Origin of the sequence: Acinetobacter pittii (genome assembly GCF_034064985.1) — a bacterium.
Taxonomy (GTDB): domain Bacteria; phylum Pseudomonadota; class Gammaproteobacteria; order Pseudomonadales; family Moraxellaceae; genus Acinetobacter; species Acinetobacter pittii_H.
The window spans coordinates 2,270,698-2,289,738 of record NZ_CP139249.1; the positions used below are offsets into that span (position 1 = coordinate 2,270,698).

A 19,041-nucleotide genomic window follows, 5' to 3' on the forward strand; every position below is an offset into this window, starting at 1 on the left:
CGCACATATACGCAAAATAACGTATTTTCAATTTTTCCCAAAAATCACACACTCAAAACCATCAAAAAACAATGATCAATATTTGTGTTGATTGACCGAAAATGATTGGGAGATTGATGTTATGAGTGTATCTGAACATCCAAATCTGGACACTGTGCAAGGTGCAGATTCACAAAAAGCAGTGAATGAAACCTTAGAAGATTATACTTTACGTTATGCTCCACACAGCTTTCGGCGCTGGAGTCCCAAAGTTGTTGCTATTACTGCACTTGGTGGTATTGCCTATCTTGCTGACTTTTCTATTGGTGCCAGTATTGGTATGTCTTATGGAACAACCAATGCTGTTTTCTCCATTTTATTTGCAGCGATTATTATCTTCTTAACCGGCATTCCTTTAGCCTACTACGCAGCTCGCTATAACATCGACCTTGACTTGATTACCCGCGGTGCAGGTTTCGGTTACATCGGTTCGGTTCTTACCAGTATCATTTTCGCCAGTTTCACATTTATTTTCTTTGCCCTTGAAGGTTCAATCATGGCGCAAGGATTATTGCTCGGTTTAGGCGTTCCGCTTTGGGCTGGCTACCTCATCTCAACCGTTATGGTTATTCCGCTGGTGATTTACGGCATGAAAGCTTTAAGTAAATTACAAGTCTGGACTACCCCACTTTGGCTCGTTCTAATGATTGGTCCTGTGGCTTATCTGATTTACCAAGAACCTACCTTAGTTAGCCAGTTTGCAACGTTTACAGGTCATGAAGGTTTTGCACCTGTAGATATGGCAGCGATTATGCTTGGTGCAGGTATATGCTTATCCCTCATCATGCAAATCGGTGAGCAAATTGACTACCTACGCTTCATGCCTGCAAAAACAAAAGAAAATAGCAAAGCATGGTGGGCAGCGGTTATTTCAGCGGGGCCAGGCTGGGTGATTTTAGGGGCGATTAAACAAATTATTGGGGCATTTTTAGGTTTCTATTTACTCACTAAAATACCGGGCGTAAACAGTACCGAACCTGTTCAACAGTTTAATGCGGCGTTTCATGACATGCTTCCGGGCTGGGCGGCTTTAACACTTGCGGTTATTTTGGTGGTTATTTCTCAAATTAAAATTAATGTGACCAATGCTTACTCTGGTTCCCTTGCATGGACAAGTGCCTACACTCGTATTAGCAAACATTATCCTGGTCGTATTGTGTTTGTGATGGTGAACTTGGCAATTGCACTTGCTTTAATGGAAGGCAACATGTTTGCGGTACTGGGTAAAATCTTAGGGTTCTATTCAAACTTTGCGATTGCTTGGGTTGTGGTTGTAGCAACAGACATTTCAATTAATAAATATGTTTTAAAACTTTCACCGAAAGAACCTGAATATCGCCGTGACATGCTATACAACGTAAACCCTGTCGGTATGGTTGCGTTCCTTGTATCAGCAGGCTTATCAATTGCAGCATTCTTCGGCTTACTTGGTAGCTTCTTGGCGCCTTACTCACCGCTTATCGCACTTGTACTTGCCTTTGTATTAACACCAATCATGGGCTTATTAACCAAAGGAAAATACTACATCAAGTCACACGATGACGGTATTAAAGAACCACGTTATGATGCTGAAGGTACTCCTGTAGCAACTGTTTATCACTGCCGCGTATGTGAGCAAGGTTATGAACGTCCAGATATTATGTTCTCTCACAAACATAACGGTACAATCTGTTCTTTGTGTAAAACACTCGATGATTAAATATTCTTAAAACTAAAAAAGAAGCTTTAAAGCTTCTTTTTTTTATATCTGATGATTCTTAGCCAATCGGGAATAAACGTTCAGGCACTACATCTTTCATCACAATGGTTGAGATGAGCCTTTGCACACTTGGAATAGCAGATAATTTTTCATCGTACAAACGCTGGAAAGCCGGTAAATCTTTAGCCACCACATGCAGCAAATAGTCTGGCTCACCAAATAAGCGCTGCGCCTGAATAATTTGCGGGATGTCTATCACAGCATTTTCAAACTTCTCAACTGCCTGTTTATCACCTTCTTTAAGCGTAATAAAAACAATCGCTGAAAATTCAAATCCCACTAAATTCGGGTCGAGCTCTGCCCGATAACCTTTGATAGCTCCTGACTCTTCTAAAGCCTTCACTCGTCTATGACAAGGTGAAATGCTCAAGCCTACTTTTTCTGCCAATTCAGTAATAGATAATCGGCCATTTAATTGCAATTCAGCAAGAATCTTTTTATCTGTGCGATCCATTTAGAAAAATTTACCCCAAATGAGTGTGATATGAGCAAACATTTAAAAGCACATTCTAAATACATGAGCATATTATTTTCAACAAGCTCGAATAAATAGGGATTTTTTCTAAACCACGAGTGAAACCTTTGGAAAATAGTTTGCCGAGATAAGCATATGGCTTTTAACATTTTTATTGCATTTTGGAGTGTCTCCATTCTTTTTATCATTACGCCAGGGGCAGACTGGGCCTATGCCATTTCGGCAGGAATTAAAGGTAAAGTTGTCGTACCCGCTGTCGCAGGCATGCTATTTGGGCACTTTATTACGATTTTATTAGTAGCAGCTGGTGTTGGTCTGCTTGTAGCAAATAATCCAACTGCTCTGATGATTCTTACTGTTGCGGGTTCTGCTTATTTATTATGGATGGGAATAAATTTATTACTTACCCCTCCTACTCCGAACGAATCTGGTTCTGAAAAGGCTCAGTCATGGTTGAGCTGGGCAACCAAAGGCGTTTACGTGAGTGGATTAAACCCGAAAGTTTTTTTGCTCTTTTTAGCCCTGCTTCCTCAATTTATTGACACGACTGCTTCATGGTCAGTGACGACACAAATTCTTGCCTTTGGTGTTGTCCACATGATTAGCTGCGCAATTATTTACTTAATGGTGGGTTATGGTTCAGAGGCTATTTTGAAAACCAGACCACAAGCAGCACAGTTAGTCGGCCGTTTTTCAGGTGGTTTAATGGTCGTTATCGCAACGTGCTTATTGATTGGGCAAATTTAAAAGTCATTCAGCAAAAAGTTACTGGCCTCGATTTCAGGTCAGTAACTTAAATAATAAATATAAGAAAAAATTATCTCATTCGTTTGAGGTTATAAGTCACGACTCCCCAAATAACCAGTTCTTGCCCCTCTTCAATATAAATATTCTGATAATCAGGATTTTCTGCTTTTAGCCAAACTTTAGGTGGATGAAATTGACTATCAATCATTAAGCGCTTCACAGTGAAATCATTATCGATGAGTGCAATCACAATATCACCCGATTTAGCGGGAATGCTACGGTCCACAATAAGCGGATCATTAATATCAATTCCAGCATCTAACATGGATAAAGAGTTGGCTTTGACAATAAACGTGGCATTTTCATTTCTAATTAAATATTCATTTAAATCGAGTGCTTGCTCAATATCATCTTGTGCAGGTGAAGGAAAACCCGCTGCAACACGTTCAGTTGCCAAAGGAATGTGGTAAATTTTATCGTTATTCGGGTGCACTGCTTGAACATTAAGTTTTGAGTTAAAGTCGGTCAAGTGATTGGTTTTGACATTATTCAGTAACCAATTTTTGATAAAGTTAACTTGGGACTCAGGAACACGAATGACTTTGGTGGGTTCATTGAACTGTGCTTTACGGCCGGCATTTTCTCGTGCACCACCATGCTCGAACTCTTTTTTCTTGGGCATATCGCCTCCCTTATCACCGTTCAAATCCTACACAAACAATGTAACTTGAAAAAGTTACATTTTCAAGTTGACGAAATATTTTTTTTGCATAACAATAAATCTCATGATCAGATTTTAATCCATTTTGTTTTTAACAGGGATGTTTTGAGCGAAATGGCAATTTGAAGAAAATCAAAACCTATTTTGAAATAGTCTTTATCGCTGACTGTTTTTGATTTTTATCAAATGAGATTCTGAACACTTAACATTCTGGTTAAATTCAGTTTTTGGTATGGAGACATGCGAAATGAAAAATCAACGTGATGCGGTTTTAGGTTATGCAAATGAGCAACATGCTTACTATATCCGTCTCATTGAAAATGATGCGGTTTTAGGTGAAAGCTACGGATTGTTTTGTGAAAATCCAGATAGCGAAGCAGCCGAAAGTATTATGACAACACTTTTTTTGAAAAAATCTTTTTGGTTAAACGGGTCTGAATATCTTGATATTGTAAAAGGCTTACAACCTCTCCCTCAGTAAATACAGTAAGTAAACTAAAAACAAAGGAGGCAAAAGCCTCCTTTGTTTTTAAAACATTCTGCTTAAGACGTAAAACGTCCGTAGGCATCACGTTTTTGATTACGCGAGTTTTGACCGCGGCCATCATAATCATCGTCGTCATCACGGCTGCGACCTCGACCTCGTCCGCCTGAACGGCCACCACGATCGTCATCATCATCGTCATCACGGCTGCGGCCACGACCTCGTCCGCCTGAACGGCCACCGCGATCGTCATCATCATCGTCATCACGGCTGCGGCCACGGCCTCGTCCGCCTGAACGGCCTCCGCGATCGTCATCATCATCGTCATCACGGCTGCGGCCACGACCTCGTCCGCCTGAACGGCCACCGCGATCGTCATCATCGTCATCATCACGGCTGCGACCACGACCTCGTCCGCCTGAACGGCCACCACGATCATCATCGTCGTCGTCATCACGGCTACGACCTCGGCCTCGGCCACCTGAACGGCCACCGCGATCATCATCGTCGTCGTCATCACGGCTGCGACCACGACCTCGTCCGCCTGAACGGCCACCGCGATCATCATCATCGTCATCATCACGGCTGCGACCACGACCTCGTCCGCCTGAGCGGCCACCGCGATCGTCATCATCGTCATCATCACGGCTGCGACCACGACCTCGTCCGCCTGAGCGACCACCGCGATCATCATCATCATCATCGTCATCACGGCTGCGGCCACGACCTCGACCACCTGAGCGGCCACCGCGATCGTCATCATCATCGTCATCATCACGGCTGCGACCTCGGCCTCGACCACCTGAACGGCCACCACGATCGTCATCATCATCGTCATCATCACGGCTGCGACCTCGGCCTCGACCACCTGAACGGCCACCGCGATCGTCATCATCATCGTCGTCATCACGACTGCGACCTCGGCCTCGGCCACCTGAACGGCCTCCGCGATCGTCATCATCATCGTCGTCATCACGACTGCGACCTCGGCCTCGACCACCTGAGCGGCCACCGCGATCATCATCATCGTCATCATCACGACTGCGGCCACGACCATTACGGTCATTTTTATGACTTAAGGCACCCGCTTCACGTGCTTCTTCAGACGTAAATTCATGAGCGTTACCACTTGCATGGGCTGCTCTGCCAGCTTCACGAGCCTCTTCAGAGGTAAACTCATGTGCATTACCACTCGCGTGAGCTGCTCGCCCACCTTTGCTGGCTATTTCTCGTACTCTTTCAGGATCCATACTTGCAAATCCACGATTTGAAGTACCTGTTCTATTGTTATCATCATCTTCATATCTAGTATTAGCCATAGTTATATCTTCCTATATTTAATTATAGTCACTACCGCTTTTGGTTAACGGATTTAATTAAGATAGAAGATCTGTAATATTTTCCCACCTAGGCTCTGTATCAATCGATTTAAATGTATATAAAATTAAAATTTTAAATTTTTATAACTTCATTATTTAAATAAGAATTTATATATTTCAGCTTCTATTCAACTTTACCTTTTATATAATTATTCACTCATTATTACTCAAGCGCACATTAAAATATATTCTTACAATCAGTTTTAAAACTATCATGTAAATAACAAAACAGTTTAAATAAAAACAAAAATTAAAACTATGAAACATCCCCACCTAAAAAAACACAAATGGGAAACAAATAATTTTTTTAAAAAACATAAACATATATCATTACATTTCTTTAAAATCTTTACTTGAGTAATAAAAAATACTATTTAAAAATTAATTTAAGATATTCTAAGTGAGTTAGCCATGAAAGTAGATCAACAATCATCACTTCCACAATATATTCATATTTCTATCCCAGAAATTCTATTAGGTCATATTAAGTCTAAGAATTCATGGCAGAATTATGATCAAGAATGGAGTTATAGATTAGATCCCCCACATGCAAGCCATCCCTTCCAAAGAGACTTATACATTATTAAATCAAAAGATATGAAACAAGAAGATATAAAATTATTACTTGATAATATAGCGCATCAAGATAATAAAGCTTCACAGAATATAGAGGGAGCAAGAAAAGTTATTCAAGAAATTTTAGACTTATCTAATAATATACCGATAGAAAATTGGTTAGACGATATAGGAAACCGCTCTATTATTGAGAGTATGATTGATAAAAATAAAATTAAGCTAATGGAAATTATATAACTCTCAAATATAAAATATTTTTTTACATCCTTATATATAAAATAACAAAGACAACTTATTAAAAAATTCATTTTACTTATATTTACGTAACAACAGTTCACCCTATGAAAATTAGATATTCATACAGAGGTATTTGAAACATGGAAAACTCAACAAATCAATATCCGACGTCTGCTCCCGCACAAGTTCAATCTCACCAACCAGGCGATCAGGAAAAAATGCATCCTGAACCAGAGATTATAAAAAGCTCCCATAAAGGTAGCGAGAAGTTAAAAGGTAAAGTTGCCGTTATTAGTGGTGGCGATAGTGGTATAGGCCGTTCTGTCGCTGTATTGTTTGCCCGTGAAGGTGCCGATATTGCCATCCTTTATCTTGAAGAAGATCAAGATGCCGAAATCACCAAACAGCTCGTAGAAAGAGAAGGACAACATTGCCTTTTATTAAAAGGTGATATTTCTGACCCAGATGTTGCAAAACTAGATATTGATAAAGTTCTACAACAGTACGGCAAAATTAATATCTTAGTGAATAATGCCGGTGTGCAATATCAACAAAAGGAAATTGAAAGCATTAGTAATGAGCAGTTAGAAAAGACATTTAAAACCAATATTTTTCCAATGTTTTATCTTACTAAAGAAGCCATTCCTTATATGGAAGAAGGCGATAGTATTATTAACACGACCAGTATTACCAGCTATCAAGGTCATGATGAGCTAATCGATTACGCAAGTACGAAAGGTGCTATTACTACTTTTACGCGCAGCTTATCGAACAATTTAATGAAACAGAAAAAAGGTATACGAGTGAATGGTGTGGCACCCGGTCCCATCTGGACTCCCTTAATTCCAAGTAGTTTTGATGCAGAAACCGTTGCAGAATTTGGTAAAGATACGCCAATGGGAAGAATGGGACAACCAAGTGAAGTTGCACCTGCTTATCTTTTCCTTGCCTCAGATGATGCAAGTTATATTACAGGTCAGGTTATTCATGTAAACGGTGGTCAAATCGTTAATGGCTAATCATTAAGATATAAAAAAGCCCTGAAAGTTAAAGCTTTCAGGGCTTTTTTTATTTGTTAAGCTGGTACGTGAGCAGCGATTTGTTCTCGTGACCAAACACGATGAGCCATAATCAAGTTTTTGAATTTTTCAGCAATTTGCTGGAATTCATCTTCAACTAGCGTACCTTCATCGGCAACTAAACCTAGCGGTTCAAGTAAATCAGATTTATTACCTAAAAATGCAATTGGTTTTAAATGCTTATAAGCTTCTAATAGATAATGACGAGTCACACCATCTTGCATAACAGCATTTAAATTATCGCCATCCGGAATGATTACCGCATCATAAGCGATTGAAGGTTCAGCCATTTGCATGCCATCAGCCGTAATAATTTTATCTTGATGATCTTTTACAGGAGCTAAACTTGGCGCTAATAAATGAAGAGTTACACCTTCTTTAATTGCCCAATTTTTCATAACTTCTAGTTCATCAGATTTCACTAAATTATGGATGAGCACTGCAACTTTTCGGCCTTGAATATCTTCTGGTGGAAAAGCCAAGAAAGATAATTTAGCTGATTTTTCAACTGCAGTTTTCTTATAATCTAGCGTTAAATCAGGAATTTCGATTCCTAAGTTAGCACCTACTTGTCGAGCTAAATCGAGATCAATATTTGCCAAAATTTGTTGAACTTGGCGCTCACGGATGTGTTTTCTTTGCACTTTACTTAATTCAAAAGTATAGGCATCGACCACGTGCTTTTGCTCATGAGGCGCAAGGCTCTTGTAGTAAAGGCGCGGTTGTGAAAAATGATCGGAAAAGGTTTCACTTCTTTGACGAAGTTTATGTCCGCTAATATTTTCAGGATAGCTTTCAAAGCCACCATTTGAAGCCGCAGGTGGTGTTTCTGCTGGCCAATCATTATCAATTGAGTTTGGTTGGTATGCAGCCTGTCCTTTGTGAATGGTATGTTGGTGAATACCATCACGTTGATTATTGTGGAATGGGCATACCGGTTTATTAATCGGAATTTGATGGAAGTTTGGTCCACCTAAACGACTTAACTGCGTATCGGTATACGAAAATAGACGTGCTTGTAAAAGTGGGTCATTTGTAAAATCAATCCCTGGCACAATATGGCCTGGACAGAAAGCCACCTGCTCTGTTTCTGCAAAGAAATTATCTACATTTCTGTTTAAAACAAATCGGCCAATTGGTGTCACTGGAACCAACTCTTCAGGAATAATTTTTGTCGGGTCCAATAAGTCGAAGTCAAAGTTCATCTCATCTTCTTCTTCAACAATTTGTACACCAAGTTCCCATTCTGGATAAACTCCATTCTCAATCGCTTCATAGAGATCGCGACGGTGGAAATCTGGATCTTTACCTGCAAGCTTTTGAGCTTCATCCCAAACTAAAGCACTTAAACCTTGTTTAGGTGTCCAGTGGAATTTCACGAAATGAGATTTGCCTTGAGCATTAATAAGGCGGAATGTATGAACACCAAAACCCTGAATTGAACGTAGATTACGTGGAATAGCACGGTCTGACATTGCCCAAATGACTGCATGTGCTGACTCAGGCACTAAAGACACAAAATCCCAGAAAGTATCATGAGCAGTTGCTCCTGTTGGCATTTCTGTATCTGGTTCAGGTTTTACGGCATGCACGAAGTCTGGAAACTTAATACCATCTTGTACAAAAAACACGGGTGCATTGTTACCGACTAAATCGAAATTACCTTCTTGGGTATAAAACTTAATTGCGAAACCGCGGATATCACGGACGGTGTCAGCAGAACCACGTGGGCCTTGCACAGTTGAGAAGCGTACAAAAATTGGCGTTTGAATACTTGGATCGGTTAAAAATCCCGCTTTTGTAAAACGCTCGTTTCCTTCATAGGCCTGAAAGTAACCATGTGCACCTACGCCACGTGCATGCACAATACGTTCAGGAATACGTTCATGGTCAAAATGAGTGATCTTCTCTCTTAAAATAAAATCTTCTAATAGTGTCGAACCACGAATGCCCGCTCTTAAACTATTCTCGTTATCCGCTATTTTAACCCCTTGGTTTGTGGTTAATGCCTCATTGGTTGCATCATCTCTGACTGAGTCTAATTGTTCAGTTTTTTGGGTAGTATTGGCTTTATTTGCAGCGTCCGCACCAGCCATTTCACTTGTTTTATTTGTTGATTTAACATTATCAGTCATGTTCATTACCTATGTTTTAAAGTTAAACGTGGGGTGAATTAAAAAACTCCAAGAGTTAGTTTTTGTTAAAGGAACTTAAATATGGAAAAAGGAGCTCAACATATTTACGTGTGCTCCATAGACCAATGCTTTTATGATGTGAATCTGGGGCCAAAAACGGGGTCAGCTTACATATCTTTATGGCAAGATCAGGGGTCTGGCGTATACGTTCCTGAAGTGCATCGAGTTCGCCATCAGAAATATAGCTAAAGAGATAGTCTTGAATACGCTGGCTATTCTTTAGTTCTCTGCTATAAGCCAAAAAGTTAGAAGCATGGTCACTACCAGCAATCCAATCATGAATAATTTGTCGTTCTACAGGGTTAAATACCCCAAACATTTTTCCATTTTCTTCATTAATCATTCGCCAGAACACGCTCTGTTCAGGATCGGTATTCAATTTAATCCACTTGTGATCAATGAGGTGTGTAACCAACCCTTTAACGTCTTCTGGATTTGATAACCATTGGTTAATCGTTTTACATCCAAACTGTCTAGTTTCGTTATGTATTAGCTGACCCACGAGCGCTTTTCTTTTTAAAATTTTAAGGACTAAATCTTCAAGATTTAAATTTTTAATAATTTTTGAAGAAGAAACGCCATGGCTATTAAGAGCAAAACCGCGCTTCAATTTATTAAAGAAAAGTTCTTTGTCTCTATATTTATCGTAAATATTTTCTATAACTTTAATTGCTTTATCTGCATGGCCGTTATCAATGTTATCGATAGTGATATGCAAATTAAAATATTTAGAATCAATACCAAGTTCCGCAAGCTCATAATTACTGATGAGTAGATGAAGTGGCAGTTGCTCATAGCCTAAATTAAAGCCAACAATTTCGGGAATGAACTCAGCTGGAGCATAACCAAGCGCCAATTGAATCACGGCATTATGATAATATTCATCTTCTAAGAGTAGATCAAAACTATCGAGCCCAAGACTACGTAATAAGTCATCATAGATACATACATGATTTGCTTTCGGCTCACCTAGCCCCAGCTCTTCCAAATAGGTAATGATAAGGTCATGAAAAACCGGATCATTCCAATATTGAACTGAACTATATAGCCATGCACCGTCTACTTTTTTAGTGGGTGAAACTTTAATTAAAAACTCAAATGCCTGACCAACATTTTTAAAGTACTCTCTTCCGCCGCCATTTTGTCTACGACTCAAATAGGTCTGAAATAACTCACAATTTTGTTTATTATCATTTTCACACCATTCTTTAACGGTCTTTATAGTTGCTGGAAAATCAATTTCCTCTTGATCTATTTTATCTATTTCTTGATTAAGGAAATCTCTTGCTTTCTTTTCTTTTTCAAAACTAGAAATATCAGGATCAAGGAAAAAAACAAATAATTCGTAATAGTTCTGTTGATTATCTTGTAATAAGTCTAATAATCTTTTTTTCACTACAACAGGCATTTCTATTCTCCTTTAGTGAGATATAAATTACCATACTTTAACTGAACTATAATCCCAGCCTATCTTTGTTATATTACGTTATCAAGAAACAACCTATAATTTTAAAAATATTAAATTTCAACAAGATACAAAATAACACAAACTTACATTCTCACCTTTCGAATAATTTAACCAACTGTTTTTATAAAAAATATATAAATTATAAACCTTTATTACACTTGAGCTACCTTTAAAATTATAAAGACTAAAAACTTAACAAAAAGAAATTAAAAATAATCTTATAACTAAATTAAAAATAGTTTTAAGGAGAAAACAAATGTTTAACTCATGTTGTAAATTACTTGCCCAAGAGAAAATTAAAATCGCATTTTTTGAAAGTGCTTCGGCTGGTTATCTCGCTTACCGCTTCTCTTTAAGTCCTTATTCAGGTGACATTCTTATTGGAAGCTTAGTTAGCTATGACTTACGTGTTAAAGAGAATACTCTTCATATTTCACCTGAACTTATTGAAAAATATACGCCTGAGTCTATGCAAGTCACTGTAGAGATGATCAAAAAAGGCAAAGAACTCTTGCATGCCGACCTCTATGTTGCCTGTACTGGCTTACTAAAAAAGGGGGGCTCGGAAACTAGTGAGAAACCTGTAGGCACTTTCTTTTATTCTATTTATTATCAGAATAATTTTTATAACTTTAGAAGAGTATTTAAAGGTTTTCCCTATCTTAAACTTAGACAACTTCTTTATTACATTACCCAAGATATTGAATATATAATATTAGATAATAAAAAATAGCTTTTCTTTATAAAAGATAACAAATACATATTTGGAAATGATCATAGTGTTTGCTTAATTCCAATGTACCTAAATGTAATCTTATCTATCTTCATATTAATTATGTTTATTGATTAAAATTACATTTTATAGAAATCAAGGTTTTATTTAATAATCAAAGTTACAGTTAAATATAGGGTAACACCCCTAGACTACACATTAAAAATTTTCATGTTTTAATGAACCTATCTGAAGCTCTCAGATAAAACACACATCATAAATGATATGAGGTAATTAAAGATGAGCACTACTAATAATCAAAGCAATCAACGTGATAATCAACAGCAACAACAACAGCAAAACGACAACCGTAACAACCAGCAGCAACAAGGCAACCAACAGCAAAACGATCAACAGCAACAAAACAACCAGCAACAACAGCAAAATGACAACCGCCGCCAACAACAAGGCTCTAATCAAAAAGATTCAGGCCAACAAAACTCAAATAACAATAATCAGCAACGTTAATTCGTTGCTGACTTAAATGTCATTTGATGCGGTCATTCATTTTATTTAGGAAGGTGCCCTCACCTTCCTAAATTTAACATAAGCATAAAATTAAATAAGAGAAGAGGAAAAACTGATGACAGATCAAAATACAGACCATGCTCAACTTGTAGCTGGCGACCATAATTATTCTGACTCTCGCTGGCGGGAAAGTTATCTTACTCGACCTTATTATCAAGAAGCTCAATTAACTACGCCAGATCTGGATTATGATCGTGATTTTTCTGCAGCTTATGAACTAGGTCACCGTGCCCGTTCAGAATCTAAAGAAGGAACTCAGTTTGAAGATATGGAAGGTAGCTTGCAACAAAAGTGGGAAGAATTAAAAGCTGAATCTCGTTTAAAATGGGAACATGCTAAACAAGCCATTAAAGATGCATGGGATGACATGTAACATCCTTAATTGGTCCAAAGCCATGAGCTTATTTCCTATTGGCCCTCGGAAATAAGCTCTTTTTATTGCTAAAATTTCTTAAAAATCCAGCTTCGAGTGCTTCTTTAAAAGAAAGGTGGCATATTAAAATTATTATTTAAATATTGATTGGCTAATTGAGCATTATCAAAAACTTCTTTTTTGAACTGTACACTAGATGCCGATAATGTATGAGTCGGTTTGATTGTTACTTCAACTACATACTTATTTTGCTCATGTTTGGCTTTCACACCATAGATCTCAGACTCATTAATACACGTCCCATCTGTAAAATATACAAACATGCTTAACCACCTTAAGTATTCATTTGAACGTAAACGTAATAGAGTTCTAATATCATTTAAGCCTGATCTAAGTAGGTACACATCAGGCTTGACTGAAAATTTGTTTAATTTTCTTTTTTCTTAAAGTATTCAATAATTTCTTCCCCATTATTTACGGGGCTTCCCGTAGGAGGATATGGTTCTTCATAGGCATAGGCAGGCAAAGCAACTTTTGCACGGATGGGAGGCAGTTTTTCTTGACCACCCGTGGTAATTCGTTCGATAAAACTTGCAAGCCAAAGTACAAATTCCTGTGTATTCTTACTTTTAGGAATAATACTTAAATCTAATTTAATTTTAGATTCCTGAAGAGGTTTAATCAGTAATTCAGCAAAATCAATATAATTGTATAAAAGTTTAAGATTTGTCCCCTTAATCTCGTGTCTGAGCTCAATCATCAAATTGTTAAGATCTTCCATAGGATCATCTGTAAAGCCTTTTTTTTCTTTAACATTTTGATAGATTTTCTCAGCTATTCTTAAGTACTGGGGCATATCCTTACCTTCAAAAAATTGTTTTCACTAAAATGAATTTTGGATGAATATAAGTAATTTATTGTGTTTATTTTATTAATTTTTTGAAACTATAATTTATATTAGACACAATTCAATAACAACAATTTTATACAAACATAATAACTCACTAATTTATTGATTAATTTTATATTTTCATATAATTGTATTTTTTATTATGTTACATATTTTATAGAAATAAACGATAAGAAAACCCACTTAACAGTGAGTTTTCTTAAGCGAAAATATTATGAATTTTTATCCATTTGTTGAGTAGTCGCTGGATCATTAGAACCGTGTGTACCATCATCGTCAGTTGTATTTCTATCTTGACAAGCGCTCATACCGACTGCAATTGTGACTACCATACTTACTGCATAAAATATTCTTAACATTGAGGTCACCCTTTTAAATCTTAAGATGTAGGTTTATGAATAACATTTTCTTATGTTTACCTACCGCTATGGTTCTCTTAAGTTTTGTAGGTTATGCAAGCTTTTGTAAAAATCTCAATAAAATAAATCTAAAGAAAATTACTATTCTTGCAATTGATATTTTGATTATTTTTTGGCAATAGCTAATTATTTAATTACATCATATTTATAAAATTAAAAATTCTCACCCTTTTTAAACTTGTATTTTATTAAGTTAATAGCCCTCCACACTATATAAATACACAATTAATAAATATTTGATATATAAACATTAAAACTCATTTTCTAAATTTGACTGAATGTTTATTCAGTACTTCAAATTCTAAATAACTCCTTATTTTATTAATAAAAATTTAAAAATATTAATATTTGTTTATATAAACCAATCTTTTATTTTTGCAATTGACCCGCTTTAAGGCTCAGCTTATGATGCTCCCGCTGACCTATTTTGTCAGTCGGTTTTAGCAGATCGTCTACCTAAGTGCACTAAAAACAAGTTTTTTGGTGTGGAGCCCCTCGTGCCTTTGACGGAGGAACGGGAGTGGGACACCTTCGGGTGTGCTGGTTTCTTAGGTATCAGTCTGCTAACCCTCTTTCGTTTCACCACCATAATTAATAGCAGTGATTGGGCGCAACTTCTTTTATCAAGGAGTCTCTAATGACTATTATTTTATATTATTTTATTTTTCTTACTCTTCACTATCCTTTTATTTGGCTTAAAGCGGTTTTAAAGAACTTTCTCTATTTTTTCGCCCATCCAAACACTCATCTCACTCGACAAAAGATGTCAATATTTAACACCCGTTAAAGATGAGAACATCTCCAAACCAAACTGAACGATAACAACAACCAATAAAGAGCAATAATGATGTTTTTTTTATATCGTATTGTTTTAATGTGCACCCTATTAATAAGTTCTATAAGTTTAATAGGTTGCAGATCTATTAGTAAAAATGAATTTAATACACATTGTGTTTGGGCAGGTCGTGCACTTTCACAATGCAACTGTATTTATAACTCTTTAGAAAAACATTATTCGCCAAAGTTTGTAGAAAACTTACCGAAAGTTAGCTTACAAAATATTGATGCGGATATGCACTTTGTGGAAACAATGAATGAAACCATGGATCAATGTCAGTTAAGTGCCAGAAACAAATTAATTAACTAATGTTTGCATGCTCGACCAAGAAATCTAAAAAAGCCCTGACACGTTTAGGAACATATTTGTCATGTCCGATCCAGACGGCATGAAATTCTTCAGAAGCATTGGTATTCCAGTCTTCAAGGATTTTAACCAATAGTTTTTGCTCCACAGCTTTTTGGACTTGGAATTGGTTAAGCTGTGCAATACCAGCACCTGCAAGCGCTAACTGTAAGATTGCTTCTCCATGATTTACTCTTAAAACCTTAGTGGGAGCAAGCGTGATTTCTTGAACATCTTTTTTAAAAAGCCATGTTTTATTTTGGCGTTGGTAACTTACATCTAAAAGCTGATGTTCATATAACTCTTCTGGGTGCTGCGGACAGCCATACTTTTCAATATATGTAGGTGAACATACATAATGTTTCTGCGTGCTCCCGAGTGTACGAGCAACCAAATTTGAGCTTTTTAAAGGCCCTGTACGAATTGCAACATCTATTCTTTGCTCAACCAAATTAATGACTTCATCACTCAAATGAGCTTCTAATTCTATTTGTGGATAGCACTCATTAAATTGAGAAATACAAGGCAATAAAAAATGCGTCCAATATGAAAGACTAGTATGAATTCTAATTCGCCCTTGCGGTATGTGGTTTGCAGTAACAGATTGTTCAAGCTCGTCTAGATCGTTCAGGATTTGAATACCTTGCTCATAAAACTGACATCCTTCACTGGTAAGCTGAAACTGGCGTGTTGAACGGTTAAGCAACCTTACGCCAAGTCTTTTTTCCAAGCGTGAAATTAACTTACTCACCGCAGACGGCGTCATGTCACAAGCTCTTGCAACGGCAGAGAAACTTCCAAGCTCGACCACTCGAATAAAAATTGCCAACTCGCCAGACCGATTAATATCAAAATAAGACATAACAAAATCTATTTATGAATTTCATTCACAAATCTTATTCCGCTTATGTGGCTATAACAAGCCAGCAATTTGTTTCAAGATAACTTTAATTCGTTTTAAAGAGTTCACGAGATGAAACTTTATCAAACCGCCCTATTCTCTCTCGTTTTATTTACGAGCTTTGCACAAGCAGAAGTACAAAAGAGCCAATGGATTACCACTTGGGCAGCCAGCCCACAAAAAGTCTGGAATAAAGATTTCGTTTTCCCGACCAATATTCCAGATCAAATATCAAATCAGACCATCAAACAAATTAGTCAAATTAGTTTAGGTGGTGAAGCTGTTCGGCTCGTTTTCACCAACCAATATGGGGATCAACCTTTATATATTGATAAAACTACCGTGGGACTAATCAAAGGACAAAGTCTAAAATCAAAGAATGCTTATCCAGTTTATTTTTCTGGAAAGCTTAAAGCACAAATTTTACCTGGCAAACAGCTGATGAGTGATCCAATCCAATTACCAGTTCCCGATCATGCGCAGTTAATGGTAAATACCTTTATTCAAAAGCCCACTACATTTAAAACTTTTCATTGGGATGCGAAACAAACCAGTTGGCTCATTACGGGCAACCAGACTGCGAATTTAAATACGCCTAGCAGTGCCAAAACAACAACTGCGCGATTATTATTGTCGGCTGTGGAAGTAAAACCAAAGCGTAAAGCACATGTTGTTGCAGTCATTGGAGATTCAATTACCGATGGAGCAACCGCAACTTTAGATGCAAATACTCGATGGACCGACTTTTTAGCTAAGCGCTTATCGCCACATCAAGTAGCAGTTATTAATAGTGGAATTTCAGGGAATCGACTACTTACAGACGGTATGGGTGACAGTGCTTTAAAACGTTTAAAAAGTGAAGTGTTTCAATACTCAGGTGTGAAAACATTAATTGTGCTGGTGGGTATTAATGATATTTCTTGGCCTGGTACCGCATTTGCACCTAAACAACAAATACCAACTTTTGAAGCACTCACTCAAGGTTATAAACGCGTTATAGATGAAGCACATCGTCAAGGTATTCAAGTGATTGGGGCAACTTTACTTCCCTTTTCAGGTGCCTTACCCAATACACCGTTAGATAATTATTACCAAATGAATAAAGATGAATTACGTCAGCGCATTAATCACTGGATCAGAACCAGCCATACATTTGACGCCGTACTTGATCTTGAGCAAGGTTTAAAAGACCCTAAACACCCTGATCGATTAAATCCAATTTATGATTCAGGAGATCATTTACATCCGAATGATCGCGGTAATCAACAAATGGCAAATCTAGTTGATTTAAACCAATTAGTTAATCAATAAAACGTCCAGATACGGATAGGAATTTATTTCCTACCCGTATCCATATGGATTAATTCCCCTCTAACTCAACATTAAGTTTTGGTGTAATAGGCTGTTTTTCAGCTGCATATCGTCTTAAAACCATGACGGCGAAAAGCGCTAAAATTGCAGGAATTGCGATCATCACAAAATTCATCTTATGCGGCAATTCTAAACCCAATAACAGGCCCGTTAAGATAGGTCCAACAATAGCCCCAATACGACCAACACCAGAGGCACAGCCAATTCCAGTAGAACGCACACTTAATGGATAATATTGCGCAACGTAACTATAAAGAAGAATTGAAGTACCAATCGTTGCTGCTCCGGCAACAGTGACTAAACCATATAAAACATAGGCGGGTGAGTTAAAACCTAAGCCGACCAGTGCCAAAACACCAGCTAGCAGCATTCCCATAATTACAGGTTTCAGATGGAATTTATCAGACAAAATACCACCGCCGATTGAACCGATCATTGCGCCAACATTTAGAGCAAGCAAGAATAAAATACTCTTTCCAAGTGAATAACCTGCTGCCAGCATGAGTTTTGGTAACCAGCTACTTAAGGCATATACCATGAGTAAGCACATAAAGAACACGAGCCAGAACATGAATGTATTAAATGCACGACCTTGTTGAAATAATCCTTTTACAGAGCTGCCTGTTGGAACATTATCTTCATTAAGCACTAAGTGAGTATTAATCGTTAGGTTTTGTTCAGGTGAAATTTTTTGAATAATGCGCTGTGCTTGCTCAGTCTTACCCGTCTTAACTAAAAAAGTTAATGACTCAGGTAAAAACTTCCAAATGACAGGTAATAAAAATAGTGGAATACCGGCAATTAAAAACATAATTTGCCACCCCTGACTTTCAACCAAATAACTACCGATCAATGCTGAAAGAATTCCCCCAATTGCATAACCACTAAACATACTCCCCACCAGCGTACTGCGTATACGTTTAGGTGCATATTCTGATGTAAGTGCAACTAAATTTGGCATAACCCCACCAATACCTAGTCCCGCCAAGAACCGAAGTACCCCAAACTCAAGTGGGCTTGATGCAAAAGCACCTAAGAAGGTAAAACCACTAAAAAATGTCACACAGATTAAAATTACCTTTTTACGGCCTATTTTGTCTGCCAGTGTTCCAAAGAACATTGCCCCAAACATCATTCCGCATAGTGCTGTACTTGCTAACATCCCCGCCTGTACAGCTGTTAACGACCACTCTTGCATTAGCAAAGGCAGTACCACGCCATAAATCACCAGATCATAACCATCAAAAACAATAATTAATAAACACCAAAGCAAAATGCTCCAGTGAAAAGGGGTAAATCTGGCCTGATCAATAACTTCATTTACATTTAATTTAGATGTTGTCATTTACTCACCTCCTCTGTGAGATAAATTCATATTCAATTTTTTAAAACGACATACTGCACCCTAAAGAAAAAACAGATTAT

At 37.5% G+C, this 19,041-nt stretch carries 19 protein-coding genes; 10 read left to right on the forward strand and 9 right to left on the reverse strand.

The features are described from left to right. The first annotated feature begins 121 nt into the window (after nt 1–121). Nucleotides 122–1,738, forward strand: coding sequence for a purine-cytosine permease family protein (locus SOI76_RS10845; protein WP_205668472.1), 1,617 nt, complete (start codon nt 122–124; stop codon nt 1,736–1,738). A 58-nt stretch (nt 1,739–1,796) separates the two neighbouring features. Here the strand turns inward: SOI76_RS10845 and putR are convergent, their stop codons facing one another. Continuing rightward, entirely contained in the window at nt 1,797–2,252 is a 456-nt protein-coding gene (gene putR / locus SOI76_RS10850) for an Lrp/AsnC family transcriptional regulator (protein ID WP_000376211.1), read from the reverse strand. Nucleotides 2,253–2,408: 156 nt separating this feature from the next. Between putR and SOI76_RS10855 the strand changes: the two genes are divergently transcribed. Then, on the forward strand, nt 2,409–3,020 hold the full coding sequence (locus SOI76_RS10855; RefSeq protein ID WP_000885232.1) for a LysE family translocator: 612 nt from the start codon (nt 2,409–2,411) through the stop codon (nt 3,018–3,020). Nucleotides 3,021–3,090: 70 nt separating this feature from the next. Here SOI76_RS10855 and umuD read toward each other — a convergent pair whose 3' ends face one another. Beyond that, nucleotides 3,091–3,702, reverse strand: coding sequence for a LexA family protein (gene umuD, locus SOI76_RS10860; RefSeq protein ID WP_104080539.1), 612 nt, complete (start codon nt 3,700–3,702; stop codon nt 3,091–3,093). A gap of 286 nt (nt 3,703–3,988) precedes the next feature. On the opposite strand from umuD, the gene SOI76_RS10865 reads away from it, so the two are divergent. After that, nucleotides 3,989–4,222 (forward strand): hypothetical protein, encoded by a 234-nt coding sequence (locus SOI76_RS10865; protein WP_002114518.1) that lies wholly within the window; start codon nt 3,989–3,991, stop codon nt 4,220–4,222. A gap of 62 nt (nt 4,223–4,284) precedes the next feature. Here SOI76_RS10865 and SOI76_RS10870 read toward each other — a convergent pair whose 3' ends face one another. Beyond that, the gene (locus SOI76_RS10870; protein WP_320541594.1) at nt 4,285–5,544 is read right to left on the reverse strand and encodes a KGG domain-containing protein; all 1,260 of its coding nucleotides are present in this window, start codon (nt 5,542–5,544) and stop codon (nt 4,285–4,287) included. A 471-nt stretch (nt 5,545–6,015) separates the two neighbouring features. Here SOI76_RS10870 and SOI76_RS10875 point away from each other — a divergent pair, with 471 nt between their 5' ends. Both SOI76_RS10875 and yhxC read left to right on the forward strand, forming a co-directional pair. Continuing rightward, nucleotides 6,016–6,417: a DUF6367 family protein gene (locus SOI76_RS10875; RefSeq protein WP_104080540.1), complete on the forward strand. Its 402-nt coding sequence runs from the start codon at nt 6,016–6,018 to the stop codon at nt 6,415–6,417. A gap of 140 nt (nt 6,418–6,557) precedes the next feature. Then, nucleotides 6,558–7,436 carry an SDR family oxidoreductase gene (gene yhxC, locus SOI76_RS10880; protein ID WP_016141360.1) on the forward strand — a complete coding sequence of 293 codons (879 nt, stop codon included), beginning with the start codon at nt 6,558–6,560 and terminating at the stop codon, nt 7,434–7,436. A gap of 56 nt (nt 7,437–7,492) precedes the next feature. On the opposite strand, the gene katE is transcribed toward yhxC, so the two are convergent. Together katE and SOI76_RS10890 are read right to left on the reverse strand one after the other, a co-directional pair. Next, entirely contained in the window at nt 7,493–9,637 is a 2,145-nt protein-coding gene (katE, locus tag SOI76_RS10885) for a catalase HPII (protein ID WP_104080541.1), read from the reverse strand. A gap of 49 nt (nt 9,638–9,686) precedes the next feature. Further along, nucleotides 9,687–11,099: an iron-containing redox enzyme family protein gene (locus SOI76_RS10890; protein WP_104080542.1), complete on the reverse strand. Its 1,413-nt coding sequence runs from the start codon at nt 11,097–11,099 to the stop codon at nt 9,687–9,689. Between the two features lie 316 nt (nt 11,100–11,415). Between SOI76_RS10890 and SOI76_RS10895 the strand changes: the two genes are divergently transcribed. The 3 genes from SOI76_RS10895 to surA1 all read left to right on the forward strand — a co-directional run bounded on the left by SOI76_RS10895 (nt 11,416) and on the right by surA1 (nt 12,832). Continuing rightward, entirely contained in the window at nt 11,416–11,892 is a 477-nt protein-coding gene (locus SOI76_RS10895) for a CinA family protein (protein ID WP_057074783.1), read from the forward strand. 279 nt (nt 11,893–12,171) lie between these two features. Then, nucleotides 12,172–12,399 carry a hypothetical protein gene (locus tag SOI76_RS10900; RefSeq protein ID WP_016141364.1) on the forward strand — a complete coding sequence of 76 codons (228 nt, stop codon included), beginning with the start codon at nt 12,172–12,174 and terminating at the stop codon, nt 12,397–12,399. Nucleotides 12,400–12,514: 115 nt separating this feature from the next. After that, a complete protein-coding gene (gene surA1, locus SOI76_RS10905) occupies nt 12,515–12,832 on the forward strand; it encodes a surface antigen protein 1 (protein ID WP_000132045.1) in 318 nt (105 codons plus the stop codon). Nucleotides 12,833–12,936: 104 nt separating this feature from the next. On the opposite strand, the gene SOI76_RS10910 is transcribed toward surA1, so the two are convergent. Together SOI76_RS10910 and SOI76_RS10915 are read right to left on the reverse strand one after the other, a co-directional pair. Beyond that, nucleotides 12,937–13,155 (reverse strand): hypothetical protein, encoded by a 219-nt coding sequence (locus SOI76_RS10910; RefSeq protein ID WP_032053637.1) that lies wholly within the window; start codon nt 13,153–13,155, stop codon nt 12,937–12,939. A 104-nt stretch (nt 13,156–13,259) separates the two neighbouring features. Further along, the gene (locus SOI76_RS10915) at nt 13,260–13,688 is read right to left on the reverse strand and encodes a hypothetical protein (RefSeq protein ID WP_104080543.1); all 429 of its coding nucleotides are present in this window, start codon (nt 13,686–13,688) and stop codon (nt 13,260–13,262) included. Between the two features lie 1,317 nt (nt 13,689–15,005). Here SOI76_RS10915 and SOI76_RS10920 point away from each other — a divergent pair. Further along, nucleotides 15,006–15,308, forward strand: coding sequence for a hypothetical protein (locus SOI76_RS10920; protein WP_104080544.1), 303 nt, complete (start codon nt 15,006–15,008; stop codon nt 15,306–15,308). Here SOI76_RS10920 and SOI76_RS10925 read toward each other — a convergent pair. Continuing rightward, nucleotides 15,301–16,206, reverse strand: coding sequence for a LysR family transcriptional regulator (locus tag SOI76_RS10925; RefSeq protein WP_104080545.1), 906 nt, complete (start codon nt 16,204–16,206; stop codon nt 15,301–15,303). The genes SOI76_RS10920 and SOI76_RS10925 overlap by 8 nt on opposite strands. A gap of 111 nt (nt 16,207–16,317) precedes the next feature. Between SOI76_RS10925 and SOI76_RS10930 the strand changes: the two genes are divergently transcribed. Continuing rightward, nucleotides 16,318–17,556, forward strand: a complete 1,239-nt coding sequence (locus SOI76_RS10930) for an SGNH/GDSL hydrolase family protein (RefSeq protein WP_104080546.1) — start codon at nt 16,318–16,320, stop codon at nt 17,554–17,556. Nucleotides 17,557–17,605: 49 nt separating this feature from the next. On the opposite strand, the gene SOI76_RS10935 is transcribed toward SOI76_RS10930, so the two are convergent. After that, complete coding sequence (locus tag SOI76_RS10935; protein ID WP_104080547.1) at nt 17,606–18,961, reverse strand: MFS transporter; 1,356 nt, start codon at nt 18,959–18,961, stop codon at nt 17,606–17,608. Nucleotides 18,962–19,041 lie beyond the last annotated feature (80 nt).

Excerpts from the sequence above, each read along its gene's own strand:
- SOI76_RS10845 (WP_205668472.1), top strand. The coding sequence starts at position 122 with ATGAGTGTATCTGAACATCCAAATCTGGACACTGTGCAAGGTGCAGAT.
- putR (WP_000376211.1), bottom strand. The coding sequence starts at position 2,252 with ATGGATCGCACAGATAAAAAGATTCTTGCTGAATTGCAATTAAATGGC.
- SOI76_RS10855 (WP_000885232.1), top strand. The coding sequence starts at position 2,409 with ATGGCTTTTAACATTTTTATTGCATTTTGGAGTGTCTCCATTCTTTTT.
- umuD (WP_104080539.1), bottom strand. The coding sequence starts at position 3,702 with ATGCCCAAGAAAAAAGAGTTCGAGCATGGTGGTGCACGAGAAAATGCC.
- SOI76_RS10865 (WP_002114518.1), top strand. The coding sequence starts at position 3,989 with ATGAAAAATCAACGTGATGCGGTTTTAGGTTATGCAAATGAGCAACAT.
- SOI76_RS10870 (WP_320541594.1), bottom strand. The coding sequence starts at position 5,544 with ATGGCTAATACTAGATATGAAGATGATGATAACAATAGAACAGGTACT.
- SOI76_RS10875 (WP_104080540.1), top strand. The coding sequence starts at position 6,016 with ATGAAAGTAGATCAACAATCATCACTTCCACAATATATTCATATTTCT.
- yhxC (WP_016141360.1), top strand. The coding sequence starts at position 6,558 with ATGGAAAACTCAACAAATCAATATCCGACGTCTGCTCCCGCACAAGTT.
- katE (WP_104080541.1), bottom strand. The coding sequence starts at position 9,637 with ATGAACATGACTGATAATGTTAAATCAACAAATAAAACAAGTGAAATG.
- SOI76_RS10890 (WP_104080542.1), bottom strand. The coding sequence starts at position 11,099 with ATGCCTGTTGTAGTGAAAAAAAGATTATTAGACTTATTACAAGATAAT.
- SOI76_RS10895 (WP_057074783.1), top strand. The coding sequence starts at position 11,416 with ATGTTTAACTCATGTTGTAAATTACTTGCCCAAGAGAAAATTAAAATC.
- SOI76_RS10900 (WP_016141364.1), top strand. The coding sequence starts at position 12,172 with ATGAGCACTACTAATAATCAAAGCAATCAACGTGATAATCAACAGCAA.
- surA1 (WP_000132045.1), top strand. The coding sequence starts at position 12,515 with ATGACAGATCAAAATACAGACCATGCTCAACTTGTAGCTGGCGACCAT.
- SOI76_RS10910 (WP_032053637.1), bottom strand. The coding sequence starts at position 13,155 with ATGTTTGTATATTTTACAGATGGGACGTGTATTAATGAGTCTGAGATC.
- SOI76_RS10915 (WP_104080543.1), bottom strand. The coding sequence starts at position 13,688 with ATGCCCCAGTACTTAAGAATAGCTGAGAAAATCTATCAAAATGTTAAA.
- SOI76_RS10920 (WP_104080544.1), top strand. The coding sequence starts at position 15,006 with ATGATGTTTTTTTTATATCGTATTGTTTTAATGTGCACCCTATTAATA.
- SOI76_RS10925 (WP_104080545.1), bottom strand. The coding sequence starts at position 16,206 with ATGTCTTATTTTGATATTAATCGGTCTGGCGAGTTGGCAATTTTTATT.
- SOI76_RS10930 (WP_104080546.1), top strand. The coding sequence starts at position 16,318 with ATGAAACTTTATCAAACCGCCCTATTCTCTCTCGTTTTATTTACGAGC.
- SOI76_RS10935 (WP_104080547.1), bottom strand. The coding sequence starts at position 18,961 with ATGACAACATCTAAATTAAATGTAAATGAAGTTATTGATCAGGCCAGA.